General features: G+C 47.0%; 23 protein-coding genes, 1 pseudogene and 1 other annotated feature. Of the genes and pseudogenes, 9 read left to right on the top strand and 15 right to left on the bottom strand.

Features of this window, described 5'->3' with window-relative positions:
• Positions 1 to 2 precede the first annotated feature (2 nt).
• Together AD710_RS02520 and AD710_RS02525 are read right to left on the bottom strand one after the other, a co-directional pair.
• Positions 3 to 1,163: an ABC transporter permease gene (locus AD710_RS02520; protein ID WP_049627200.1), complete on the bottom strand. Its 1,161-nt coding sequence runs from the start codon at positions 1,161 to 1,163 to the stop codon at positions 3 to 5.
• Positions 1,160 to 1,864, bottom strand: coding sequence for an ABC transporter ATP-binding protein (locus tag AD710_RS02525; RefSeq protein ID WP_049627201.1), 705 nt, complete (start codon positions 1,862 to 1,864; stop codon positions 1,160 to 1,162). Before AD710_RS02525 ends, AD710_RS02520 begins: the two co-directional genes overlap by 4 nt.
• Positions 1,865 to 2,145: 281 nt before the next feature.
• On the opposite strand from AD710_RS02525, the gene AD710_RS02530 reads away from it, so the two are divergent.
• The gene (locus AD710_RS02530; protein WP_003152337.1) at positions 2,146 to 2,367 is read left to right on the top strand and encodes a DeoR family transcriptional regulator; all 222 of its coding nucleotides are present in this window, start codon (positions 2,146 to 2,148) and stop codon (positions 2,365 to 2,367) included.
• Between the two features lie 130 nt (positions 2,368 to 2,497).
• Here AD710_RS02530 and AD710_RS02535 read toward each other — a convergent pair whose 3' ends face one another.
• Together AD710_RS02535 and AD710_RS02540 are read right to left on the bottom strand one after the other, a co-directional pair.
• Positions 2,498 to 3,217: a pseudouridine synthase gene (locus AD710_RS02535; RefSeq protein WP_049627202.1), complete on the bottom strand. Its 720-nt coding sequence runs from the start codon at positions 3,215 to 3,217 to the stop codon at positions 2,498 to 2,500.
• 56 nt (positions 3,218 to 3,273) lie between these two features.
• Complete coding sequence (locus AD710_RS02540; RefSeq protein WP_049627203.1) at positions 3,274 to 4,911, bottom strand: putative polysaccharide biosynthesis protein; 1,638 nt, start codon at positions 4,909 to 4,911, stop codon at positions 3,274 to 3,276.
• A 205-nt stretch (positions 4,912 to 5,116) separates the two neighbouring features.
• On the opposite strand from AD710_RS02540, the gene AD710_RS02545 reads away from it, so the two are divergent.
• Positions 5,117 to 6,382, top strand: a complete 1,266-nt coding sequence (locus AD710_RS02545) for a BaiN/RdsA family NAD(P)/FAD-dependent oxidoreductase (RefSeq protein WP_049627204.1) — start codon at positions 5,117 to 5,119, stop codon at positions 6,380 to 6,382.
• A gap of 177 nt (positions 6,383 to 6,559) precedes the next feature.
• The gene (gene opuD / locus AD710_RS02550; protein WP_049627205.1) at positions 6,560 to 8,098 is read left to right on the top strand and encodes a glycine betaine transporter OpuD; all 1,539 of its coding nucleotides are present in this window, start codon (positions 6,560 to 6,562) and stop codon (positions 8,096 to 8,098) included.
• A gap of 35 nt (positions 8,099 to 8,133) precedes the next feature.
• Here the strand turns inward: opuD and AD710_RS02555 are convergent, their stop codons facing one another.
• Positions 8,134 to 8,316 (bottom strand): sporulation protein Cse60, encoded by a 183-nt coding sequence (locus AD710_RS02555; protein WP_013353238.1) that lies wholly within the window; start codon positions 8,314 to 8,316, stop codon positions 8,134 to 8,136.
• Between the two features lie 202 nt (positions 8,317 to 8,518).
• Between AD710_RS02555 and AD710_RS02560 the strand changes: the two genes are divergently transcribed.
• From AD710_RS02560 to melA, 5 genes are read left to right on the top strand one after another with little or no spacing between them, the layout of a single operon-like run.
• Positions 8,519 to 9,544 (top strand): LacI family DNA-binding transcriptional regulator, encoded by a 1,026-nt coding sequence (locus AD710_RS02560; protein ID WP_049627206.1) that lies wholly within the window; start codon positions 8,519 to 8,521, stop codon positions 9,542 to 9,544.
• 41 nt (positions 9,545 to 9,585) lie between these two features.
• Positions 9,586 to 10,863: an ABC transporter substrate-binding protein gene (locus AD710_RS02565; RefSeq protein WP_049627207.1), complete on the top strand. Its 1,278-nt coding sequence runs from the start codon at positions 9,586 to 9,588 to the stop codon at positions 10,861 to 10,863.
• Positions 10,860 to 11,774: a carbohydrate ABC transporter permease gene (locus AD710_RS02570; protein ID WP_049627208.1), complete on the top strand. Its 915-nt coding sequence runs from the start codon at positions 10,860 to 10,862 to the stop codon at positions 11,772 to 11,774. The genes AD710_RS02565 and AD710_RS02570 overlap by 4 nt, the downstream gene beginning before the upstream one ends.
• Positions 11,771 to 12,592 carry a carbohydrate ABC transporter permease gene (locus tag AD710_RS02575; protein WP_007408803.1) on the top strand — a complete coding sequence of 274 codons (822 nt, stop codon included), beginning with the start codon at positions 11,771 to 11,773 and terminating at the stop codon, positions 12,590 to 12,592. Before AD710_RS02570 ends, AD710_RS02575 begins: the two co-directional genes overlap by 4 nt.
• A 22-nt stretch (positions 12,593 to 12,614) precedes the next feature.
• Positions 12,615 to 13,913 carry an alpha-galactosidase MelA gene (melA, locus tag AD710_RS02580; protein ID WP_045926421.1) on the top strand — a complete coding sequence of 433 codons (1,299 nt, stop codon included), beginning with the start codon at positions 12,615 to 12,617 and terminating at the stop codon, positions 13,911 to 13,913.
• Between the two features lie 35 nt (positions 13,914 to 13,948).
• Here the strand turns inward: melA and AD710_RS02585 are convergent, their stop codons facing one another.
• From AD710_RS02585 to AD710_RS02600, 4 genes are all read right to left on the bottom strand, one after another.
• Positions 13,949 to 14,437, bottom strand: coding sequence for a GNAT family N-acetyltransferase (locus tag AD710_RS02585; protein ID WP_049627209.1), 489 nt, complete (start codon positions 14,435 to 14,437; stop codon positions 13,949 to 13,951).
• A gap of 75 nt (positions 14,438 to 14,512) precedes the next feature.
• Positions 14,513 to 14,824 (bottom strand): rhodanese-like domain-containing protein, encoded by a 312-nt coding sequence (locus AD710_RS02590; protein ID WP_016938514.1) that lies wholly within the window; start codon positions 14,822 to 14,824, stop codon positions 14,513 to 14,515.
• 115 nt (positions 14,825 to 14,939) lie between these two features.
• Positions 14,940 to 17,354, bottom strand: coding sequence for a leucine--tRNA ligase (gene leuS, locus AD710_RS02595; protein ID WP_045926420.1), 2,415 nt, complete (start codon positions 17,352 to 17,354; stop codon positions 14,940 to 14,942).
• Between the two features lie 109 nt (positions 17,355 to 17,463).
• Positions 17,464 to 17,677 (bottom strand) — a binding site (T-box leader).
• 102 nt (positions 17,678 to 17,779) lie between these two features.
• Complete coding sequence (locus AD710_RS02600; RefSeq protein WP_015418038.1) at positions 17,780 to 18,115, bottom strand: DUF4257 domain-containing protein; 336 nt, start codon at positions 18,113 to 18,115, stop codon at positions 17,780 to 17,782.
• 389 nt (positions 18,116 to 18,504) lie between these two features.
• On the opposite strand from AD710_RS02600, the gene AD710_RS02605 reads away from it, so the two are divergent.
• Positions 18,505 to 19,290, top strand: coding sequence for a YtvA family blue-light photoreceptor (locus tag AD710_RS02605; protein WP_016938511.1), 786 nt, complete (start codon positions 18,505 to 18,507; stop codon positions 19,288 to 19,290).
• A gap of 39 nt (positions 19,291 to 19,329) precedes the next feature.
• Here AD710_RS02605 and AD710_RS02610 read toward each other — a convergent pair whose 3' ends face one another.
• The 6 genes and pseudogenes from AD710_RS02610 to AD710_RS02635 form a co-directional block, all read right to left on the bottom strand.
• Entirely contained in the window at positions 19,330 to 20,514 is a 1,185-nt protein-coding gene (locus tag AD710_RS02610) for an MDR family MFS transporter (protein WP_045926419.1), read from the bottom strand.
• 195 nt (positions 20,515 to 20,709) lie between these two features.
• A complete protein-coding gene (locus tag AD710_RS02615) occupies positions 20,710 to 21,429 on the bottom strand; it encodes a YwaF family protein (protein ID WP_047476818.1) in 720 nt (239 codons plus the stop codon).
• A gap of 105 nt (positions 21,430 to 21,534) precedes the next feature.
• A complete protein-coding gene (locus AD710_RS02620) occupies positions 21,535 to 23,475 on the bottom strand; it encodes an ABC transporter permease (RefSeq protein WP_049627210.1) in 1,941 nt (646 codons plus the stop codon).
• Positions 23,468 to 24,227: pseudogene (locus AD710_RS02625) on the bottom strand (ABC transporter ATP-binding protein); the annotation flags it as partial. The gene AD710_RS02620 and the pseudogene AD710_RS02625, both read right to left, overlap by 8 nt.
• Positions 24,228 to 24,329: 102 nt before the next feature.
• The gene (locus AD710_RS02630) at positions 24,330 to 25,334 is read right to left on the bottom strand and encodes a sensor histidine kinase (protein WP_049627211.1); all 1,005 of its coding nucleotides are present in this window, start codon (positions 25,332 to 25,334) and stop codon (positions 24,330 to 24,332) included.
• The gene (locus AD710_RS02635; protein ID WP_049627212.1) at positions 25,327 to 26,022 is read right to left on the bottom strand and encodes a response regulator transcription factor; all 696 of its coding nucleotides are present in this window, start codon (positions 26,020 to 26,022) and stop codon (positions 25,327 to 25,329) included. Before AD710_RS02635 ends, AD710_RS02630 begins: the two co-directional genes overlap by 8 nt.
• Between the last annotated feature and the right edge of the window lie 3 nt (positions 26,023 to 26,025).

Here is a 26,025-nt window from a genome sequence, read left to right on the forward strand (position 1 = left end):
TTTCACATATAGAGGGCGGAAAAAACCGCAGCAATGAGGCACCATCCGGAACAGATGATTTGAATGAGGGTTAATACGCTGTTTCTCGCCCGGAAATAGTCATCACTGTCTCTTTTGATACCGCTTAAAACCGGTTTGTCCGTGATCCGGTCAAAGAGAAGCGACGCAGCATATCGGCTGACCAGTGTAAATAAAATGAGGGCTGCCGGCTTCAGCAAAAGCGGAAGAACGAGAATAAGAGCCGTAAAAGCCGCGGTTAAAAGGTAAAGCTGCCGGAGATACCCGCCATTTCGGATCAGCACTTTAAAAAACAATTCTTTCCACGCCGTATACGCCGATCGTTTTGTAAAGATGTGCTTTGAGCCGGGATATAAAAACGGCTTGCTCCGCCCTTTCTTTTTTACATTCGGCAGCTGTACATCATGGCTGAGCATCAAAACAGAGGCGGCGAATGAAAGCTTGCGCCTGTTCTCCTCAAGCACTTCTTCCTCAAAAGCTGATAAGGACTCCGCTTCTTTCCAAGTCAATAGAACGGAGCAGATGAACAATATACATCCTGCCGGCCAAAGCCAGTACAACTCGGCGGCAAACCGGATCATGAAACACGCGCCCGCCAACAGAACCGCCGCTTTCAGCCAGCCTGCCGCCTGATGTCCGACTGTCTGCCGTCTGATTTTTCTTTGCCGATGCACTGCCAATATCGCAGCATGAAAGCCGGACAGACAGCAAAAAATGCCTGAATATGCCGAGAAGGTGCAGTCACCGTACTGGCGCCATAAGGGAAATAACAGCACGGCAAGCACGCCCCATTTGATAAGTGAAAGGAACATCGAATACAAAAGCGCGTACCGTTTCAGCTTTTTCATCAGATATTTTGCATGCACCAAAAACACATGATCCGCTTCTAGCAAAAAGGTATGAATAAAACCGGTGCATAACAGCAGGACACTGAAGACATACAGCCAGCCCCAGCCTAATACTCCGGCAGCTCTATCAAGAAGCCCCCTGCCGTTCAGCCATTCAGCATATTGATAAACGGCCAATGCGGCAGCAGGAAGAACGATATATAGCGCGACCGTCCAATCAATGACCGTCTGAAACACCTTCCATTGATACCGCCAGAAATGAAACATCCTTTGAAAAAACAAAGCCCGCCCGGTCATCGCTGACTGCTCCGAACCGCTGAATAAAAGCAATCTAACAATGAACGGCTCCCCGTTTTTTCTTGAAGCTCCGCTAACGTGCCTTGAAGAAGCAGAGCGCCCTGATCCAGCAAATAAAACCGGTCGCAGATTTTTTCGGCGGTATCCAGAACATGGGTGCACATTAGAATACCCGCGCCCCTTTCCTTCTCAGCAATCAGCATGTCGGTAAACAGCTTCGTTGAGATCGGATCAAGTCCGATAAACGGCTCATCAATGATGTAAATATCCGGCTTCGCCAAAAACGCCTGTATGAGCATCAATTTTTGCTGCATCCCTTTTGAAAAACCGGAAGGCAATTCATGTTTTACCGCTGTCAATGAAAATTCATCAAGCAGCCGCCCGGCCCGCTCACGGCACTCTCCGGCTTCTATCCCCCGCAATGACCCTGTGAGTTCAAGATGCTCCCAAAGCGTCAGTTCTTCATAAAAACTCGGACGCTCCGGTATGTAAGCATAGGATGAATCATTCCATTCAATACCGCCTTCTATATCCCTGCACAGCCCGAGAATCGCCTTAATCACCGTACTTTTCCCCGCCCCGTTTGCCCCGATTAACCCGGCAATTTCCCCCGCGCTGACCGACAGAGATACATTTGAGATCACCTTCGGCCTGTCAGCATAACCGGCGCAGACGATGTTTACATTCAATAAGTCTCCCAAGCTTTCTCCCTCCCCCGTTTTCATACGGACACGTATAAAAAAAGTTTCAGTTTCCATAATAATAAAAGCGGGCCGGGCATAGTAATGCACCAAGGCGGCGCTCAATTGGTAAAAATTATCTGCGCTTATTCCTAGATTCATGTCCGCCATATCGTGTATAATGGAGGCAGTTAAAAGAGAAAAAACAGAATGTCTGCCTTTGTTGCTTATTCGTACGAAGTTTTAGAGTCGAAAGTTGTGGTATATCAAGTCCATCCGATCTTATGATAGGGAGTGGTTTTTTGAAACCTTCAACAAATCGTATGCTGACTCGGATTAAATCAGTTTACATGTTCATCCAGGAAAAAGGTCTTGTGACAACACAGGAACTGGTTGATGAATTCGGCATTACACCTAGAACCATTCAGCGAGACTTAAATGTGTTAGCATACAATGATCTTGTTCATAGTCCTAGCCGAGGCAAGTGGGAGACAACACGAAAAAAAGTAAAAATTACATCTTAAGCGAACAATTACATAAGGCCTTTTTCGGCCTGACATGCTGCAAGGCAAAGCAGCGTCTTTGCCTTGTTGTTTTTTGTTCCTCTATATAAAAAGCCCAAAACAAATCTGTTTTGGGCTTTTCTGATATCGATTACACTTCAGTATCTTTCAGCGCTGCAAGCTCTTCTTCAGTCAGCTCGCGAAATTCTCCCGGCTTAAGCTCCGGATCAAGAGAAACAGCCCCCATCGAAAGCCGTTTTAAATAAGCCACTTCATTTCCGACAGCCTTTGCCATCAGCTTCACCTGATGATACTTGCCTTCTGTAATCGTCAAATGAATGACCGTTTCATCAGGGCTTTGAGTGATGGTTTCAACGGCTGCCGGCTTCGTCTTATAGCCCCCTTCAATGACGACGCCTTTTTCCAGATTGATGATGTCTTCCGGTGACAGAGGTGAGGTTAACCGGACCTCGTATGTTTTAGGCACGTGCTTTTTCGGAGAAAGCAGACGATGAGCGAGCTGCCCGTCATTGGTCAGAAGCAGAAATCCTTCGGTATCCTTATCAAGACGCCCCGCCGGAAACGGTTCGAATCTCTGTTCTTCTGGCGTCAGCAGATCAACCACCGTTTGCTGGCGGCTGTCTTCTGTAGCTGACAGCACTCCTTGCGGCTTATTCATCATGACATAAATAAATTCCCGGTAGTCTGCCGGCTCTCCGTATACCGTGATGTCCTGTTTATCGGGATCGACATGGGTTTTCACATCTTTCGCCGGCTCTCCGTCAATCATGACAGCCCCTGCCTTGACGATTTTTTTCACATCTTTTCTTGAGCCGAATCCGCTGTTTGAAAGCAGCTTATCAAGTCTCATCCTGATCCTCTCCTTTAAAAAGAAAAGCCCGCAATAAGCGGACTGTTCATTATTCCTCAATGGGCGGAATGCCTGCCTCTTCTTAAAACCCGCGGCAGACGGTTTCCAAACATTTTCTGCAAAAATCCGATTCGGTACGCGGCAAACATGTACACCGCACCGCCGACAGCAGCACAGACAAAGACGACAATTGCCGCATGCAGCTGGCCGCTTTGGTACGTTACGAAGAAACCGAGCAGCCATTGAGTCAGCTTGACCGCGACTCCCATCACAACGGATAAGACCGCAATTAAAATGACCCGCTTCATAAGCACGGTATACGAATAGCCCGCATGGCGCTTAATCATAATAAAACCGTACAGAAGAGAAGCGATATAACCGAGCGCCGTTGCCAATATGGCGCCGTCTCCCTGAAACAGTTTGATCAGCGGCACGTTCAGCACCACTTTTATAATGACGCCGATGAAAAGGCTCACGACCGCAAATTTCTGCTTATTAATCCCTTGCAGGATCGCGGCGTTTACTGTAAACAGAGAAAACAAAATCGCGACAGGCGCGTACCAGAACAAAATATCCTGTCCGATATCCGGACGAAGGCTTTCAGAACCGTAGAAGAACGTATAGGCCGGCCCTGATAACACCGACATCCCGACAACGGCGGGGATAACCAGAAACAGAATGATCTGCATCGTCTGGTTAATCTGCTGGTTCAAAAGCTTATAATTCCTGCTCGTAAATGATTCGGTTATCGTCGGGATCAGCGTCAGACCGAAAGCGGTCGCAAGAGAAACCGGAATCATGACAAGCTTCGGCACATAGAGGGTAACAATCGCCAGCATGTCCTGGCTGATGTCCTTATGGCCCGCCGCAATCATCGCTTTATTAAACGTATTCGTATCGATATAAGAATACAAAGGAATCGCCAGTCCGACAAAAACGTAAGGAGCGGCATAGCTGAAAAGCTCAATAAACATTTTTTTATAGCTTAAGTTCGCTGACGGGACGAGGTTCGGCTTCATCGCCAGAAGATCGCCCTTCCGCTTATTCCAATAAATATAAAGGACGACAAGCCCTCCGAATGATCCGATCAGCGCTGCGAAAGTCGCATATCCGACTGCGATGACAAGGCCGCCGTTAATCACTCTTAAAATCAAATATGTTGCTCCCAATAAGAAGATGATCCGGGCAAGCTGCTCCACAACCTGAGAAACGGCTGTCGGCCCCATCATCTGGTGGCCTTGGAAAAAACCGCGTACAAGACTCATAATCGGCACAACCAAAAGTGCCAGACTGACCATCCGGATGACATAAACGACGTGGTCAATCGTAAGCCCGTTGTTACTTGCGCCGCCGAGAGATGTTTCCGCAAAAAACGGCGCCGAAATATAAAGAATCGAAAAAGCGATCATCCCGGTAACGAGCATAACCGACATTCCCGCTCTCAGCATCCGCCTGCTCGTCTCATAGTCTCCTTTGGAATTATATTTCGAGACAAACTTTGAAACCGCGGCGGGAAATCCCATCGTGGCAATGTTTAAAAACAGTGTATATTGATTATATCCGTATTGAAACAAAGCTCCGCCCGTCGCTCCGACCATCGCTCCGAACGGGATCAGATAAATCATCCCTAAAATCCGCGATATATAGGTGCCGAGCGTCAGCACGAACGTGCCCCTTAACAATTTGCTTGACATGTTTCCTCATCACCATTTTCTACGAAGATTCAACTTTTCTATTTTAACACAATTGGGCAAATAGACGGTAATAATTACAGCGGGAAACTTTTTGGGAAGCTTTAAAAACACAAAACACGTTTATGGAATCCCTTTCTTTCGCTATAATAGCAGGAAGCGGACATTTCCGCCTATTATACGCGAAAAAGAAAGTTGTTGATGAAATATGAAACATTATGACGTGATTGTGATCGGCGGCGGCCCGTCCGGTTTAATGGCTGCCATTGCCGCAGGTGAAGAAGGGGCAGATGTTCTATTAATTGATAAAGGAAACAAGCTGGGACGGAAGCTGGCGATTTCCGGCGGCGGGCGCTGCAACGTGACCAATCGCCTCCCTGTTGAAGAGATTATCAAACACATTCCCGGCAACGGCCGCTTTTTATACAGCGCATTTTCCGAATTTAATAATGAAGATATTATCGCCTTTTTTGAAAACCTCGGCATTCAGCTGAAAGAAGAAGACCACGGGCGCATGTTCCCGGTGACGGACAAAGCACAAAGCGTTGTCGATGCGCTTTTGAACCGTTTAAAAGAACTGAATGTCACCATCCGCACAAATGAAAAAATCAAAGAAGTGCGGTACGAGAATGGCAGAACAGCGGGCATTACGACAAACAATGACGAACACATTAACGCACGCGCCGTCATTATCGCGGTCGGCGGAAAATCAGTCCCCCATACCGGCAGCACCGGAGACGGCTATGCATGGGCGGAAGCGGCCGGGCACACCGTGACTGAACTCTTTCCGACAGAAGTGCCGGTTACATCGTCAGAGCCGTTTATTAAGCAAAAAACCCTTCAGGGGCTGTCTCTTAGAAACACGGCCGTCAGCGTCCTGAATAAAAAAGGCAAACCTGTCGTCACACATGTGATGGACATGCTGTTTACCCATTTCGGCTTGTCAGGCCCGGCCATTCTCCGCTGCAGCCAGTTTGTCGTCAAAGAACTGAAAAAGCAGCCCGAGGTCAAGCTCCGCATCGATCTGTTTCCCGGCATCATCGAGGAAGAGTTATTTCAGCGGATGCACAAGGAGCTGAAAGACGCGCCGAAAAAAGCGCTCAAAAACGCGCTCAGACCATGGATGCAGGAACGGTACCTGCTTTTCCTTCTGGAGCGGAACGGCCTTGATCCTCAGATCAGCTTTACGGAGCTGCCGAAGGATCAATTCAGGGCGTTTGTCAAAGACTGCAAACAATTTACGGTGTCAGCAAACGGAACGCTTTCTTTGGACAAAGCGTTTGTCACGGGCGGCGGTGTTTCTGTAAAAGAGATTGAACCGAAACAAATGGCGTCTAAAAAAATGGAGGGCCTATATTTTTGCGGGGAAATCCTTGACATTCACGGCTACACCGGAGGCTATAATATCACGTCAGCTCTTGTTACGGGCCGTCTCGCCGGCTTGAATGCAGGACGTTACTCACACTCGCTGTAAAAAGTTTTAAGTACATTACCGTGAGCGTCCCCGTTGAAGATTGACCAAAAACATGATAGAGTTTTCTGCGTTTTGTTTCACCTGATTGAGGGAATAGGAACAAAGGGATGATCTGCAATCGTACGATCATACTAAAGCAAATGGCGTATTGAAAAAATAGTCAGAGGGTGAGAACGTTTGAAGAAAAAGAATATCTCCAGTGTTTTTTGGATTGTGATCGTTATCACAGCCGCTGCGGTTTTATGGGGAGTTATTTCACCTGACAGCCTGCAGCAAGTGACAGATACGGCACAACGTTTTGTTACGGATTCTTTCGGCTGGTATTATCTGCTGGCCGTTTCAATATTTGTCGGTTTCTGTCTCTTTCTCACCGTGAGTCCGATCGGCAAAATAAAACTTGGAAAACCCGGGGAAAAACCGGAATTCGGCTTATTATCATGGTTTGCCATGCTATTCAGCGCAGGCATGGGAATCGGCCTTGTATTTTACGGGGCTGCGGAACCGATCAGCCATTACGCGATCAGCTCTCCCTCAGGTGAAACAGAAACGCCCCAAGCTTTTCGTGATGCGCTCCGGTATACGTTTTTCCATTGGGGGCTGCACGCTTGGGCCATATACGCCGTCGTCGCTTTATGTATCGCATATTTTCAATTCAGAAAAGATGCCCCCGGTTTGATCAGCAGCACACTGACACCGATTTTAGGCGATAAAGTGAACGGTCCGATCGGCAAGACGATTGACTGTATCGCCGTATTTGCAACGGTTGTCGGTGTGGCGACAAGCTTGGGGCTCGGCGCGACTCAGATCAACGGCGGTCTGCATTATTTATTCGGCATTCCGAAGACATTTTCCATTCAGCTGATCTTGATCGTTGTCGTGACCGTGCTTTTCTTAATTTCTGCGTGGAGCGGAATCGGCAAGGGAATTAAATACTTAAGCAATACCAACATGGTGCTCGCGGGTATATTAATGCTTTTCATGCTTATTGTAGGCCCGACGGTGCTGATTATGAACTCATTTACCGATTCTATCGGCCAGTACATCCAAAATATCGTGCAGATGAGCTTCCGCTTGTCACCGAATGATCCCCAAAAACGCGAATGGATTAACAGCTGGACTATTTTCTATTGGGCCTGGTGGATTTCCTGGTCTCCGTTTGTCGGCATTTTTATCGCCCGTGTATCAAGGGGCCGGACCATCCGGGAATTTTTAATCGGTGTGTTAGTGACACCTTGTATATTGGCCTTTTTATGGTTTGCGATTTTCGGCGTATCTGCAATGGATCTTCAGCAGAAAGGCGTCTTCAATGTCGCCGGATTGTCGACGGATACGATGCTGTTCGGCGCTCTCAGCCACTATCCGCTCACAATGGTGACATCCGTGTTGACGCTTGTTCTGATCGCTGTATTTTTTATTACATCAGCCGATTCAGCGACATTTGTGCTTGGAATGCAGACGACATACGGCTCGTTGGACCCTTCAAACCGGGTGAAAGTCACATGGGGCATTATCCAGTCTGCCGTGGCAGCGGTTTTATTATATTCCGGCGGCCTTGCCGCACTGCAAAACACGGCCATTCTCGCTGCGGTTCCGTTTTCAGTCGTAATCCTTCTGATGATCGTGTCTCTGTACAAGTCATTAGCGAGTGAAAGAAAAGGAATCAAACAAGCGGAGAAATACCAAAAGCCGAGAAGTCCCCGCGTCAAAAAAGCATAATGCACAGTGAAGCCCGGCCATTCGTCCGGGCTTCTTTATTTCCGATATAAAATGAGAGCGGAAAAACAATAAAGCTGCTCCCCTTCCGGATCACAGGCTGCCGCTACCGTATATTTGATATCAACGAGCTGTTCTTCAGAAATCCCCTTTAAAAATGAATTGACTTCAGTCTGCAAATCCTTTTCATGCTCCTCATCAAACACAGCTATCTTCAGCACGTCATCCTCTCCTTTCCCTATCAATTTATTCCGGTAGAAATGAATTATGATAGAGAATAAACAAGTTTTTCTTTTTTACTGATCTTTACTAAAAATAACCGAAAATCGTTATTGAAAACGCTTACTGACATGTGATAATATCATTTTAATCATAACCAGTTCGTTTCTATTTAGTAAATTTTTAGTAAAAAGGAGGTGCAAAATGGTCCGCCTCAAAGATATTGCCTTACAAGCATCTGTATCCAGTGCGACAGTATCAAGAATTTTGAACAGAGATGACTCTTTGGCCGTGACTGAAGAAACAAGAGAAAAAGTCCTGCGGATCGCCGATGAGCTGGGCTATCAGCCGGCGGCAAAAAAACGAAAGAACCGCAGCCGCAGCGATTCAGCGCCTCTGATCGGCGTTGTCAGCTGCCTGTCACCGGAGGAAGAACGGCAGGATCCTTATTTCTCAGCGATCAGAAAAGGCATTGAAGAAGAATGTTTTCATCAAAAAATCTTTATCACTTCTTCTATCCATCTCGGTTCTTTCCAAGAGCAATTATTTCACGATTTGGACGGTGTGATCGTAATCGGCAGCCTCCAAGACGAGGCGCTTACGAATATCTGCGCCGCTTTCAAGCATGCGGTATTTATCAACGGCACACCCGATCCCGCCCGCTACGACTCCGTCAGCGTGGATTTTTATGCCGCAGCGCAAAAGGCGATAGAACATCTGCTGTCACTCGGCTATCAGCGGCTTGGCTATATTGGCGGCCGTGAGCGGGAGCATACCGTCATAAACGGTATAAACAGCAATCAAACGATTGAAGATAAGCGTCTGACCGCTTTTTTACAAATGGCCGGCGCCGAGCCGGAGCATGTGCTCGTAGGCGAATACAGCATGCACGAAGGTTTCCGGCTGATGAAGGAAGCCATCAAAGGCGGGAGTCTGCCTGACGCTTTCTTTATCGCAAGTGATTCAATGGCCGTCGGCGCTTTAAAAGCCTTGCAGGAGGCCGGCCTTCAAGTCCCGCGTGATACAGCGATTGTCAGCTTCAATGGCATTGATGAAGCAGAATACGCCAGCACGCCGTTATCAACGGTAAAAGTATACACGGAAGAGATGGGCCGGACGGGCGTCAAACTGCTTCTCGACCGTTTAAATGGCAGAACCGTCCCGCTGGCCGTGACGCTTCCCACTTCACTGATTGTCAGACAAAGCTGCGGTTCACAAGAAAGGAGGTGACGTTTCCCGCAGCGTTTATATCATATTTAAAGGAGGAAAAGATGAAACGCTTACTGGTTTTGTTTCTTTCTTTTACTTGTATGATACTTACCGGCTGCTCGGCAAAAGAGAGCAGCTCAGGAGAAAAGCAGAAAACCTTGACAGTCTATTCGACCATTTCCTCAGACAGCGAACGCGCGGTATTCAGAAAATTGGCTGATGCATTCCAAAAAGAACATCCGGACATTCAAGTAAACGTTCATTTCCCAGGCAATGACTACGAAAATATGATGAGGGTCCGAATGGCGGCCGATGACATGCCTGATCTTTTCGACACGCACGGCTGGGCCAAACTCCGCTACGGAGAATATACAGCCGATCTCAGCGGGATGTCTTGGACGAAGCGGCTCGATCCGAATTTAAACAGCATGCTTAAGGACACCAAAGGCAAAATATACGCCTTCCCTCTGAATCAGGCAAAGGACGGACTGGCCTACAACCGCACGTTGTTGGAAAAGTACGGCATTAAACCGCCGGAAACGATGAATGATTTGATGAAGGCACTGAGACAGATTAAAGAAAAAAGCGGCGGAACAGTCACCCCCTTCTGGTTTGCCGGTTATGAAAAAAGTTCATTTGCCCAATATTACGATCAATTCGCCGCACCGCTTCTCATCACAGATCCCGCTCACCGTTACAAAAAACAGCTGTTAAACGGAAGCTTCCGCTGGACACACTTCACCTATTTATCTGACAAACTGAAAGAGATGCAAAAGGAAAACCTGCTTAATATAGATGCCGTGACAGCAAAACGGTCCCAGCTCATCGAACTGATGGCGCAAAACAAAATCGCCTTTACGCTGCAGGGGGGCACCCTCGGCCAAGACGTCGCGCAAATCAATCCGAAGGTAAAAGTCGGCATCATACCGACCCCGGCTATCCACAAGGGAGACGCACCGGTATGGATCGGGGGCGAACGTTATACGCTTGCGGCATCCAAGGATTCCCCGCGGCTTGAAGAAGCGAAACAGTTTATCGCATTTATGGCCCGTCCCGAAAACGCAAAATCAATTGCCGAAGCGACCTCGCTCCCGGCCGGATTAGTGAATGTGCAAACGGACATTTTCTATGCAAATGACTATAAGCGCTATCAGCATATTAAGGTGCAGCCTTATTTCGACCGGCTTTATTTGCCGAACGGAATGTGGGATGTGATGGGAACAGCCGGACAGGAGCTGATGGCTGATATTTTAACTCCTGCTGAAATTTCGGCGAAACTCGGCAGAGAATATAAACGGCTCCGTCTTCAGTCTGATTCACAAGGAGCTGAAAAAGAATGAGTAATCTTGCAAGAGAAACTGCCGGATATCAAAATAAGAAACCTGTAAAACCCGCGTCACTATGGTGGATGTACGTTCCTGCTCTTGCCACGGTTTTTATTTTTATGATTTTTCCGTTTGTCAAAGGCGCTTTTATCACATTTACAAACTGGAACGGTTTTTCGCAGACGTATCAGTGGGTGGGTATCACTCAATATAAAAGGCTTTTTACAGACCCGGACACGTGGCTCGTTGTGAAAAACACTTTGCTTTACGGACTCGGAAGCACTTTTTTTCAGAATATGCTCGGACTTTTATATGCTTTGCTTTTGAATCAGAGCTTAAAAATGAAGGCGATCACAAGAACGATCGTCTACCTGCCCGTCATTATCAGTCCGCTGATTATGGGATACATTTGGTATTTTATTTTCTCATATGACGGAGGTGCGCTGAATGATGTGCTTGGCGCGCTGGGAGCCGGTTCTGTCAATGCCCTGGCAAGTCCGTCGGCGAACCCTTGGATTATCGTCATGATTAACACCTATCAATACGCAGGCATTGCGATGATTGTGTATTTGGCAGGGCTGCAAAGTATTCCGAAAGATTATTACGAAGCGGCAAAAATGGATGGCGCGGGCGGTCTTCAGCCGTTTTTCACCATTACCCTGCCTTTACTGATGCCGGCTGTCACCATCAACATGATCATCAATATCATCGGGGGGCTGAAACTGTTTGATGTCATTTTCGCGCTGACCGCAGGCGGGCCGGGCAATTCTTCTCAATCAATGTCGACGTTTATGTATGATTTATATTTTAAACGGCAGGATGCGGGATATGCCGCCGCCCAAGGTGTGTTTATGTCCATCATTATTCTCGTCATCAGCTTTACGGCTCTCGTGTATTTCAAGCGAAAGGAGACGGAAACGTCATGAAAACAGCCCGAATGCGGATCTTTACCCTATTGGCTGCCGTCATCTCATGCGTTCATATTGTCCCCTTTTACATTCTGCTGACCACGTCCTTAAAAGCAAAAGGAGACTACAGTTCAAAATGGTCGCTGCCTTCCGCTTTTTCTTTTCAGAATTTTCGTGAAGCATGGGAGCGGGCCTCTCTCGGGCAATCCTTTCTGAACACGATCATCATTACGGCCGTTTCCGCCGCTTTGTTAATTTTCATGGGTTCGCTTGCCGCATATCCGCTTGCAAGAAGAAATACGAAGCTGAATAAAATCGTCTTCGGCCTTTTGATTTCAATTATGATTATCCCGCCTTTGACTTCCATGGTTCCTTTATACAAGATGGTCGCTGATGCGGGGCTGATCAATACGCATGCCGCAGCCATTCTCATTAATACGGCTGCATATATGCCGCTGACCGTTTTCTTATATTCAGGGTTTATCCGCTCTTCCATTCCGAAAGAGCTTGAGGAAGCGGCCCGGATGGACGGCGCGGGATTGATCAGGACTTTCTATACGATCGTGTTTCCCTTGTTGAAACCGATTACCGCAACAGTCTGCATCATTTCCTGCGTGTTTATCTGGAATGATTACCAATTTGCGATTTTCTTTTTACAAGATCAAAAGGTGCAGACATTGACCGTGGCTATGGCGGGATTTTTCGGCGAAAATGCGAACAATCTCCACTTAGTCGCTGCAGCCGCGATTATGGCGATGCTGCCGATGGTCGTTTTGTTTTTGGCGCTTCAAAAATATTTTATCTCAGGGCTGTCCTCCGGGGCGGTTAAAGGCTGAAAAGAAAAGGGAGGAATTTCTGTTGAAGAAAATTACGTTTATCGGAGCCGGAAGCACGATTTTCGCAAAAAATGTGCTGGGAGACTGTTTACTGACTGAAGCTTTAAACGGATTTGAATTCGCGCTTTACGATATTGATGCTGTGCGGCTGAAAGAATCCCAGCTCATGCTTGAAAATATGAGAGACCGATATAATACAAGCGTTTCTATCATCTCTTATGATGATCGAAAACAGGCGCTTAAACACGCCGGCTATGTGATAAACGCCATTCAGGTCGGCGGCTATAAACCCGCGACGGTCATCGACTTTGACATTCCGAAGCGGTACGGCCTCCGCCAAACGATCGCCGATACTGTCGGAATAGGCGGCATTTTCCGCTCCCTCCGCACCATCCCCGTTTTATTTGATATCGCAAAAGACATGGAGGAAGTCTGTCCGGATGCATGGCTGTTAAACTATACAAATCCGATGGCTTCTCTGACCGGCGCGATGCTCAGACATACAAATGTGCAAACGGTCGGCCTGTGCCACAGCGTGCAGGTCTGTACGAAAGATCTGTTTGACTCACTCGGCATGGATCACGAAGGTACGGAAGAACGCATTGCCGGCATCAACCACATGGCTTGGCTCTTGGAGATCAAAAAAGACGGAATTGATCTATATCCGGAAATTAAAAGACGTGCCCGCGAAAAACAAAAGACAAAACATAAAGACATGGTTCGATTTGAACTGATGGATAAGTTCGGCTGCTACGTCACGGAATCATCTGAGCATAATGCCGAATATCACCCGTATTTTATAAAAAGCCGATATCCGGAGCTGATAGATGAACTCCAAATTCCGCTTGATGAATATCCGAGGAGATGCACAGAACAAATCAAAAATTGGGAAACGATGAGAGACGGCATCATCAACAATCAAAACCTGACGCATGAACGCTCGAAAGAATACGGTTCGAGAATTATAGAAGCGATGGAGACGGGGCATCCGTTTATGTTCGGCGGCAATGTGCTGAATACGGGGCTGATACCGAATCTGCCGGCGAAAGCGATCGTAGAAGTGCCGTGCGCCGCCGTCAAAAATCAAATTATGCCGTGCTATTCAGGCGAACTTCCGGAACAGCTCGCGGCGCTCAACAGAACGAACATCAACACACAGCTTTTAACCATTGAAGCGGCCGTCACTTTAAAAAAGGAAGCCGTCTATCAGGCGGCGATGCTTGATCCGCATACGAGCGCCGAGCTTTCCATGAATGACATCATATCTTTGTGCGATGACTTATTTGAAGCGCACAAAGACTGGCTTCCGGCTTATCATTGATCTACGCGATCCGGCCCTTGAGGGGGCCGGACGCTTTATATGTTCAGCACCAGTTTGACCGTCTGTAAAGTGTGTCCTTTAAAGTCTTCTTCAAATTCACATACCCATTGAAATCCTTTAGCCTGATAAAAGGACAAGGCGGGGCGGTTCTCTTTTTCTGCATGGACATAAAGCTCTTTTATCCCGCCGGACTGTCTGATGCATTCTTTAAGAAGTGCCGTGCCTATCCCGCTTCCCTGACAATCCGGATCAATATAAATAGCAGCGAGCTCCGCTTTCCCGTCTTTTTGAACCGAGGTGGCATTTGCAAAACCGAGATGTTTTCCCTCTTTTTCTTCTGCCACAAGGAACAGTGAATGACGAAGCCGGCGTTCCATCATCTCATCCTGATAGGCGGATTCGAGAAACTGATCCTGAATGTGTCTGGGGATAATCCCTTCATACGTATGATGCCAGCTTCGTTCCGCGATTTGCCGGACCTGTTTGATATCACTTGCTTTCATAGCGCGTATGACCGGTTTCACCTGATCGCCTCCCGTTTTTTTCTATAAAAAAAGAAGAAAAGACGTGCATCCCTTTTCTTCTTTCACTTCACAACGTTATTTCTTCGGCTTTGTTTCGCCTTCCCATTCCAGCATTCCGCCTTCAACATTAACCGTACGGAAGCCCTGCTCATGTAAATACATACAAACGTTCATGCTTCTTTTTCCGGAACGGCAGATAAATACATATTCCTTGTCCTTGTCAAACGCATCCATCTTTTCTGGGATGTCCCCCATGCGGATATGAACAGCCTGCGGAATCATTCCTTCGGCGACTTCTTCATCTTCTCTGACATCAATCAGATACAGCTCTTCTCCCGCTTTTAATTTTTCTTCAAGTGCGGCTGTGCTGATTTCATTTATTTTCAATATGTGACACTCCCATTCATCTTTATGGTGTAAGTATACCAAAGCCCGCGGTGCGATTTCTATGATAGAGGCCTGATAAAAAATCCCCTCTCTGTAGGAGAGGGGATTCGTCCGGTCAGTTTGCGACGATATTGACAAGCTTGCCCGGTACGGCAATGATTTTTCGGATCGTTTTTCCTTCAAGCTGCTCTTTTACTTTTTCGTCAGCTTGTGCGAGCTGTTCTAATGCTGCTTTATCAGCATCAGCGGGAACCATTAATTTCGCTTTTACTTTTCCGTTCAGCTGGACGACGATTTCCACTTCATCATCCACCAGTTTTGATTCGTCATAAGCAGGCCAGGCTTCGTATGCAATCGAACCTTCGTGGCCGAGTTTTTCCCACAGTTCTTCCGCCAAATGCGGCGCAACAGGAGAAAGCAGCTTCACAAAGCCTTCGACATATTCTCTCGGCAGTTCATTCGCTTTGTAGGCTTCATTAATGAAGACCATCAGCTGAGAGATGCCCGTATTAAAGCGAAGAGCTTCGTAGTTTTCTGTCACTTTCATAACCGTTTCATGATAGACGCGCTCAAGAGTTTCGCCCGCGCCTTCTGTCACTTTGCCCGTCAGCTCGCCGTTTTCCTCGATAAACAAACGCCATACACGGTCAAGGAAGCGGCGCGCTCCGTCAAGACCTGATTCAGACCAGGCGATAGAGGCGTCAAGAGGCCCCATAAACATTTCGTACAGGCGGAGCGTATCTGCTCCGTGAGACGCCACAATTTCATCCGGATTAACGACGTTTCCGCGGGATTTACTCATTTTTTCATTATTTTCCCCGAGAATCATTCCTTGGTTATACAGCTTTTGGAACGGTTCTTTCGTCGGTACGACACCGATATCATAGAGGAATTTATGCCAGAAACGCGCGTACAGAAGGTGAAGCACGGCATGCTCCGCTCCTCCGATGTAAATATCGACAGGCAGCCATTTATCCAGTTTCTCAGGTGAAGCGAGCTGATCCGGATTTTTCGGGTCGATAAAGCGAAGGAAATACCAGCAGCTTCCTGCCCATTGCGGCATCGTGTTCGTTTCTCTTCTGCCTTTTCTGCCCGTTTCAGGATCAGTGACCTCTACCCACTCTTTAATGTTGGCAAGCGGTGATTCACCTGTTCCGCTCGGTTTGATCTCATCGGTTTTCGGCAGAATCAGCGGCAGCTCTTCTGCCGGAACGGCTGTTGAAGTGCCGTCTTCCCAATGAATGACCGGAATCGGCTCGCCCCAATAGCGCTGGCGGCTGAACAGCCAATCACGCAGACGGTATGTCACTTTTTTCTCACCGTTTTTCGTTTCTTCAAGCCAGGCGATCATTTTTTCAATCGCTTCCGCTTTATTCAGTCCGTTCAGAAAGCCGGAATTGATATGTTCTCCGTCTCCCGTATACGCTTCCTCTTCCGTGTTTCCGCCTTTTACGACTTCTTTGACAGGCAGGCTGAACACTTTGGCGAATTCAAAATCGCGTTCATCATGCGCCGGCACGGCCATTACAGCGCCCGTTCCATAAGAGGCGAGGACATAATCAGCTATCCAGATCGGCAGCTTTTCCCCGTTTGCCGGGTTTACCGCATATGCGCCCGTGAAGACGCCCGTTTTTGTTTTCGCAAGATCCGTCCGTTCCAGGTCACTTTTCGCCTGAACTTCTTTAATATAAGCGTCTACCGCTTCTTTTTGTTCAGCCGTCGTGATGGCCTCCACAAGCTCATGCTCTGGAGCCAGCACGGCATAAGCCGCGCCGAACAGCGTGTCCGGTCTTGTCGTAAACACCGTGAATGTGTCGTCAGTGCCGTCGATCGCGAAATGGACGTTTGCGCCTTCTGAGCGTCCGATCCAGTTGCGCTGCATGTCTTTAATGCTTTCAGGCCAGTCAAGCTCTTCTAAATCTTCAAGAAGCCTGTCCGCATAAGCAGTGATTTTCAGCATCCATTGTCTCATCGGGCGGCGTTCAACCGGATGGCCGCCCCGCTCGCTTTTACCGTCAATGACTTCTTCGTTCGCAAGCACCGTTCCGAGTGCCGGGCACCAGTTAACCGGCACTTCGTCTACATAAGCGAGACCTTTTTCATACAGCTTGGTGAAGATCCACTGCGTCCACTTGTAGTAGTCAGGATCAGTCGTATTGATTTCACGGTCCCAATCATATGAAAAACCGAGCGATTGGATCTGGCGGCGGAAATTATCGATATTGTGTTTCGTAAACTCAGCCGGATCATTCCCCGTGTCAAGCGCGTATTGCTCGGCGGGAAGCCCGAACGCGTCCCATCCCATCGGATGAAGCACGTTGTACCCTTGCATGCGTCTCATGCGTGAAAGAATATCGGTTGCCGTATAGCCTTCCGGATGCCCGACATGAAGGCCGGCTCCTGAAGGATACGGGAACATGTCAAGCGCGTAAAACTTCGGCTTGTCACTCTCTTCGCTGACGGCGAACGTTTTATGCTCCAACCAGTAATTCTGCCATTTCTTTTCTATTTTTTCGTGCTGAAAACTCAACGCAAAAACCTCCTTCTGATTGAATACGGCGTATGTAGTCCAAGTATTGACGGGATAAGGAAGATGATATTCAGATTATTCTAAAACTAAAAAAAACTCCCTCATCCCAAAAAGGGACGAGAGATTTTTGTTTCCCGCGGTACCACCCTCGTTAGCGCGGTTTTAAGCCGCACTCACTTGATACTTTTAACGCAGTTATGCGTCAGCGGTTTTGCCGCTGCAACTCTGAGGCGAGTTCGGAAACAGACTTGATTGACTTGCACCGGCCGTCAACTCTCTGACTGCAAAATCTGCTTCTTACTGCTCCTCTTCACTGTTCTTATCGCTACCGTAATCTTACCTGTATTTTATAGAATTCTGTTCATAAGTGCAAGCAGGTTTGTATACAATGGGAATGTACCCAGAACGGGTCATGAGCGGGGATATTATTTTGATGGAGGATTTTTTTGCTGGTGTGGTTTTGCTTCGGCCGAATCACTGTTTTGTTCCCTGACAAAATCAAAGCTCCTGAGAACAGCTTCTCCGCCGTAGCCTGCGATTATGGATAAGATGACGAGTTGAATTCCTGAATCGGGGTCAGCGGATAAGACAAGTAAGATGGAAGCAGCCATTCCGATAAAACCATCTTCCAAAAAACCGAGATAGATAAACCGCTTTGTCATTCTGGGTTTCTCCAGCCTGCCTCTTTTTTTCACATGACCGAGAACCCCCATGATTCCTCCAATTACACAAGCAATAATTACCTGATGCAGCATCTTCATCACCTTCCTAAAGCCCTTATTTAGTAAAGCGACTTCAGGCCATCCAGCCCCCTTACGAATACGATGATTTTCGATATCTACATACCGGCGAATGAGCAGGAAAGTAAAAAGCTTGTTTCTTCCATTATATGTGAACACATGATCGGTAAGCTTGATGCATTAGATTCATTTTTCACCCAGTGACAATGACCTAGTCACTTACTTAGCGATGATGTGCCTTCCCCTTATATATTCAGTGTATATGAGGACAAGCCCGAATGACAAATTGCAAACTGCGGCTGCTTGAAACAGAACATGTGTTATGCTACGGTTACTGTAGATTCATTTAAAAAGGGGAGAAACAATGGCTGAAAAAAGTGCACAGCTTTACGGCCAAAAGGGGGTTTTATATGGCTGACTCAAATGTACTCGGAAATCTGGAGCAGCTGGAGCTTATCAAAAAGGCGCTTGATCACGCACGCATCGGCGTGGTGATTACAGACCCCTCTCTTGAGGACAATCCCATCATTTATACGAATCAGGGATTTATGGATATGACAGGCTATTCTTCCGAAGAGATATTAGGTAAGAACTGCAGATTTCTGCAAGGAAAAGAAACCGACCGAAAACAAGTCGCGAAAATAAGAAAAGGCCTAAAACATAAAGAAAAGATCACGGTGCGGCTGAAAAATGTCAAAAAAGACGGCACCCCGTTTTGGAATGAACTCAATATTGATCCTCTTTATGTTGAAGACAAGCTCTATTTTGTCGGTTTTCAAAAAGACATCACAGAGCAGAAAGAGTACGAAAAGCTTCTTGAGGATTCCCTCGGAGAAATTGCGACGCTGTCAACGCCGATCGTTCCGATTCGAAACGGGATCTCCGCCATGCCGTTAGTGGGGAATTTAACAGAAGAACGATTTGATTCCATTGTGACAACTTTGACAGACATATTAACCGCATCTAAAGATGATTACTTAATTATAGACTTATCAGGTTTAGCTGAGGTAAACGAACAGACCGCAGACCGGATTTTCAAATTGCATCATCTGCTTAATTTAATTGGCACAGAATTGATCATCACCGGTATCAAGCCTTCCCTTGCCATGAAAATGAATCAGCTTGATGCCAGCTTTACTTCATTAAAGACGTATTTAAATGTTAAGGACGCCGTCAACGTGCTTCCGCTCTTATAAATAAAAAATCCCGCCGAAACAGCGGGATTTTTTATGTCGTCATCGCACTTGGACGTTTTGTTTATTAACGGTTTTCAGACGTTTGTCATACAGCACCGTCGCTAGGATGCTGACGACAAGAAGCGCCATCAGGAACAAAAGCAGCACGCTCATGCCGTATTGATCAACCAGCACGCCTCCAAGGAGCGGCCCGATCATTCTGCCGCCCGTCGCCGCACTGTTGACGAACCCTTGGTAAAACCCTTCTTTCCCCTTGGGCGCAAGCTGATTGGCAATAGTAGGCACGGCAGGCCAGACAAGCATTTCTCCGATCGTTAAAATCACCATCGCGGTAAGGTACATCGGAAAGTGCTTGGCGCCAAGGAGCACGCCGAACGAGACGATAAAAATACAAAAGCCGATGACCATCTGCGTTTTTAACGCCCCGGACCATTTTTTCAGAACAGCACCTATAAGCGGCTGTCCGGCGACAATCAGTATTCCGTTTACGGTCCAGAGCACACTGTATAATGAAAGCGGCATACCGATGCTTTGAGTATGTGACGCAACGGTTGTGGACCACTGCGAATAGGCAATCCACCCGAGAACATACCCCCCGCTCAGTATAAGAAGCGCCGTAAATTTCGTTCTGCTGCTGACAGGCTCGTAGTCCAGTACAGAGACCTGGCCCGCATTTCCGGTTTTAATATTTCGAAACCCGAAAAATACGATAAGGAAAAACAGCACATACAGCAAAGCATTGGCTAAAAACACGTACGTAAACGAGTACGCCGCAACCATTCCGCCGAGTGCTGAACCGACCGCGACACCTGCATTCTGAGCTACATAAATCGCATTAAAAGCTCTCCGTCCGCCCTCTTTCCAGACCGCTCCCGCCATGGCGTAGCTGGCCGGAAACACGATGCCGGAACCGAACCCGACAATGACGAGCAGCCAAATATAAACGGGCCATTGGTGAAACAGAACGAGTCCGAGAAGACTTGCCAAGGTGATGATAATACCCAGCATAATGGATTTGAATCCGCCGATTTTATCAAACAAAAATCCGCCGCATAAATTCCCCGCCACACTGGCTCCGGAATTCAGCATCAGAACAACCCCCGCGACAGTCAGCGATTTCCCTAAATGATTATGAATATAGATCGTATTCAGCGGCCACAAAAAAGATGCGCCCGTCACATTGATAAACATTCCGATAATTAATATCTTCAAAGCGCGCGGCATACCGATCCCCCTTTCTCTATAAAAAAACCCATGAAAAAACGGAAACCGCAAGCTGCAGCTCCGTATCGATCACGTTATCATAGCAGATTCATTTTATCGCCGCGGACGCCTTTTTACAACATCAGAATCTGAAAAAAATAATGCCGGAATGTTGAAAAAATTACAAATGATCGGCTTCACAAACATAAACGGGATTCATGCTCTTTTTCTCAGCAGCCAAAACGGAATATACAGAATGAAAAAGCTCAGCATCACCGCAGCTTCCATTGAAAGAAGATACCACGGCCAAGGGCCGAGAACATTCAGAAGCGAAGCGGTCTTCGGTTTTTTCATTAAATAGAGGTAGTTTGCATTCAGCACATGGTCAATCAAAAAGACACACGCCCCGTACAGATTTACAGTCAGCAATGACACCCAGAGCGCGCGCACCGACGGCCTGTACTTTTGGGCACCGGCCATAAACAGACAGGCTAGAAACACACAGCCGTGCGAGATGAAAAATACGATGTACCGAAAATGAGGGAAAGAATACGCCCCTAAATCAGGTGTGGCCATCGCTTGTATGGCGCTGCCCAAGCCGGCAAAATAGAGAAAGGCGAACAGCTTTTTGCTTTTTGTCATGACCATCAGCATCGCCAAATAGACGGAAAGGTCGCTCAGCTGCAGCGGCAGAGATGTTTTCAGCGACCAGGCATGATGCCATAGCAGCCATATATGATAGCTGATCTGCGACACAGCTAGAAGAATGAACAGCACATATCGGAAAACGCGATTCGGCCGGCCGTGATGGAGCTTTTTCCGGAATACGATCACGCATACCCCCAGCAATCCGATGATCAACAGCGTGAAAATGTGTTCCTTAGAAAAAAGATGAAAAGCCCCTGTTTCAGATTTCAATTGAAAATACTTCTGCATAAGGCTCCCCCGCGCGAAAAAATGACGTATGTCTATTCTTTTAAAAATCGCTTTTTTCTATTCATGCAGAAAAAAGCCCCGCACAGCGGGGCTCCTCAACCTGTTTTACAATGCGGACCGAATGACCTTTTTATAATAAAGCACCGACAGCATGCCGAAAATGGAGTACAGCAGCGTGTACAGCGCCATGACGATAATCATCGGCGTCCATACTTCCGTTCCGAATAAAAACCACCCTGACTGAACGGCAAAATAGCTGTGGAACAGCCCGAGAACGAGCGGAATGCCGAAATGATACGCCTGCTTCCGGCGGATGCCTTTCAGCAGATCTCCCGTTGTGAAGCCGAGCTTCCGCAATATCGTGTAATCAGCCTTCTCATCCTCACACTCGCCCATTTGTTTAAAATAAAGGATACAGCCCGAAGTGATCAGAAAGGTTAAGCCTAAAAATCCGACAATAAACATGATCAGCCCCATATTTTTCTTTTGGGTGTCAGCCGTTTCAAACTGTGAAAGGGCGCCGTCTGAATAATGCTGCGCCTGAAACAGGTCATCAGCTTTTTGGACGTCCTCTTCATGTTTGAGTGTAATGCCGAAAAACCGATTTGATTTTCCCTGAATGGACGGGTCGATATCTTTCTCGATCCTGTCAAATACGTGCTGCGTGACGATAACGGTCGGCAGCCCTCCGCTTGTAAATGTATATGACAGGAGGAAGTCGTTCTTCAAGCCCTTATACGCCAGCGGTATTTTATCCGTTTTGCCGTTTATATCAATGGAACCTGACGTTTTCAAGTCGAGAAATCTTTTCATCATATCATTATATCCGGTAAACACGGCTTCTTCGTCGGAGAGTGACACTCCTTCTGCGTCTTTCTCGCTGACAATCGGCAGCGCCAAGCTGGACGGGTCTTGTTTGAAGCTTTTCATATCGCCGTTTACGATATTCTTCATATTGACACCGGCTTGAATGGTCTTGATTGTTTTTACTTTGTGTTCAATTCCGTTTTTCTTCAATAAAGCGGTAAATGAGTCAGTCTCCTTTTGGTTATCAAACGCAAAGTCCGCGGCTGTATTTTGCTCAGCCGATTTTTCCGCGGAGTAGTACGAGATATAGCTTAAAGACAGTAAACCGATTGCCAGCGCCGAAAGCGTCGTAATAATCGTCAGCAGCACGGCGTTTGACTTCATCCGGAACATGATGGATGACAAAGACAGAACTTCACTGACATTCAGATACCCGCCTTTTGATTTCCGGATGAGGTTCGCCAGAAAGCTGACCGAACCTTTATAAAACAGATAGGTTCCGATAATGACCGAGCCGAGAATAAACACCATTGCCGAAAACAGTTCATTCATGGTTGTAAAACTGCCTCCGAATAAATCTGCGGACACGGCATAGCCGGCGATAATGGCCGCAATACCGATGACGCCGATTGTCATCTGCACCCAAGAGAGCCGTCTTATACTGCTTTCTGACGATGACGCGGTTTTAAATAAAGACAAAATGCTTTGCCGTTTAATAAATAGGTAATTCATCATCATAATCAGCACATAAATTGCCCCGAACACAATTAACGTCTGAACGAGCGCCTTGCTTGAAAAAAACAGTGAGACAGAGGCTTTCACACCGACTGTATGAAACAGCATCATCATACATAATTTCGAGAGAGAAAAGCCGGCAAAAATACCGATCCATATCGATCCGAAATACAAAATGAAGTTTTCTGTGCTGAGTATGCGGAAAATATGCATTTTAGTCATGCCGATTAATCGGAATAAGCCGATTTCCCGGCCGCGGCGTTTGATAAAAATGGTGTTGGCGTATAAAAGAAATACCGACACGATCGCCACAAGCAGTATGGAGGCGGCCCGGATTGCTGCCGCTCCTTTTATGGAGCTTTTCATTTCATCAAGCGCCGGATCGTATTGCATCGTGACAAACGCGAAATAAAGGGCGGCGCTGAACACCAGCGCAAAAACGTAAAGGTAATAGTTTTTCATATTCTTTTTCAGATTCTGGAAGATCAAATGATAAATGCTCATGCCTGAATCCCGCCCAATACACCTTGCGTTTTCATAATATCCTGAAAAAAGTCCGGTCTGTCCTGGCCGCCTTTATTCAGCTGTGTATACACGCGGCCGTCTTTAATGAAAACCACACGGCCGGAATAGCTGGCGGCAACCGGATCATGCGTCACCATCACAATGGTAGCGCGGCGTTTTTGATTCAGGCGGCTGAGTTTATTCAGCAAGTCGGAGGCGGCTTTAGAATCAAGCGCTCCCGTCGGCTCATCAGCAAAAATAATGCCCGGCTCGTGAATAACAGCTCTCGCGGCAGACGTCCGCTGTTTTTGTCCGCCGGAAATTTCACTCGGATACTTATCTCTCAACTCATAGATGCCAAGCTCCTCTGCCGTCTCGGCAAATCGCCGGTCCGCCTCTTTTTTAGGCATTTTCGTAATGGATAACGGCAGGAGTATGTTTTCTTTCACGGTCAGCGTATCCAATAAATTATAATCTTGAAAGATAAAGCCGAGGTGCCGTTTTCTGAATTCGGCAAGCTGTTTTTCTTTCATGGATGTGATCTCCGTCTCATTCAGTCTGATCGTGCCCGCGCTCACTTTATCAATAGAAGAAAGCACATTCAAAAGAGTGGTTTTCCCTGATCCTGACGGGCCCATAATGCTGACGAATTCCCCTTTTTGGATCTGAAGATCAATCCCTTTCAGCACCTCCTGCTTATTCAGCTTATTTCCGTAGTTTTTTCGAATATTGCCTGCTTCTAAAATCATCACGTTCCGATTCTCCTTTTACATTGGTTATCTTCATTTTAAAAACAAAAGCCGTTTTTTTCGTTTGATTAAGCGAACAAAAGAGAAAAGCATGTGACACTTTTGTCACACGCTGAACATGCTGACGGCGTCGTTTTGTTTCGGAAATACCAAGGTGAAAACCGTGCCTTGTTTTGGCTCTGATCGCACGCTGATCTGGATGTGAAGCGGAGCCGCGGCTTTTTGAGCCAAATACAGGCCCATTCCCGTTGACGCGTGATCACGGCTCATCCGCGTGGAGGTAAACCCCTTTTCAAAAATGCGCGGAAGATCTTTAGGCTTGATGCCGATACCGCGGTCTTTGATATCCACATGCACCCGGCCGTTTAGTTCATAGCTTTTTACGGTTATATCATCCGCTTCACTGTATTTGACGGCATTGCTTAACAGCTGTCTGATAATGAAGGAAAGCCATTTTCCGTCACTGAGAACGTCCGGTGCCTCAAGCTGAATGTCAAACCCGATTCCTTTTTGTATACACCATGATTGCAGATCCTTAATTTCTTTGAAAACAAGCGGGCGGAGCTGAATGCGCTGGAACGATAAATCATTTTCGATAAAGGACAATCGTTTCTGATGAAGCTGCTGGTCGAGGAGATGGTGAATCCGCAGCCATTCATAATGCAAAGGGGCTTTCAGCGGCTGTTCATCAAGGCGCTCGATCATGAGATGCATCGCTGTCAGCGGTGTTTTGACTTCGTGAATCCACGACATCAGCTCATCCTTCTCATGCTCTGATGCCGCCTGCATATGAAGTGAGCTATTTCTTAATCGCTCTGTCTGTTCTTCAATGCTTTCTTCAATGATCGACTCAAACGGACTGTCGGGCGTTTTAAGACCGGAAATATCTAAATCAGCGTCCCAATCTTTTAAGCTTTTATAAAAAGCGGTCTCTTTCCGATAGCGGAACAAGAGAAAAACAAGAAACACAAGAAGCGACAGGTAAACAAAATACAGCACTGAAAGAAACGGAATAGACGGATCAATATATGCCGCGAAAAGGAGTACGGCCTGCTGAAAAAGAAACATCGCGATCCAGCTTTTTCTTTCGAGCAGAAATGATTTAATCATAAAGACCGTCTTCCTCCTTCGCGATATACCCCTGTCCCACTTTGGTCTCAATCATTTTCCCGATACCTAAATGATCAAGCTTTTTCCGCAGCCGGTTGACATTCACCGTCAGCGTGTTATCGCTGACGAAACGTTCATCATTCCATAGGCTTCTGATGAGTTCTTCGCGGCTGACGATTTTATTTTTCTGCTCGGCCAGCAGTTTTAAAATCAGCATTTCGTTTTTGGTCAGTTCGACCGAACCGTTTTTATGGCTGACTGTGCCGGTTTCTGTGTCAATGACCGCCCCGCACCATCTTTTCATCAGCGCCGGTTCTGTGCCATATTGGTGCACACGGCGGAATACCGCCTGGATTTTCGCGATTAACACATCAAAATGAAAAGGCTTCTGTATAAAATCATCTGCCCCAAGCTGCATCGACATGATCATATCCGCGGGATGGTCGCGCGAGGACAAAAACAGAATCGGTACGTTTGATTGAGAACGTATCATTCTGCACCAGTGAAAGCCGTCAAATTTCGGCAGCTGTACATCAATGATCACCAAATCAGGCTTGATTTCTGCAAACTCCTGAATGACCCGGCTGAAATCCTTTATTCCGTGCACCGCAAATGACCAGCCCGTTAATCTTTCTTTCATCTCGTGAAACAAAGTGTTATCATCTTCTATTAACAAAATGTGAAACATGGT

This window comes from Bacillus sp. JFL15 (assembly GCF_001184225.1).
Classification (GTDB): domain Bacteria; phylum Bacillota; class Bacilli; order Bacillales; family Bacillaceae; genus Bacillus; species Bacillus siamensis.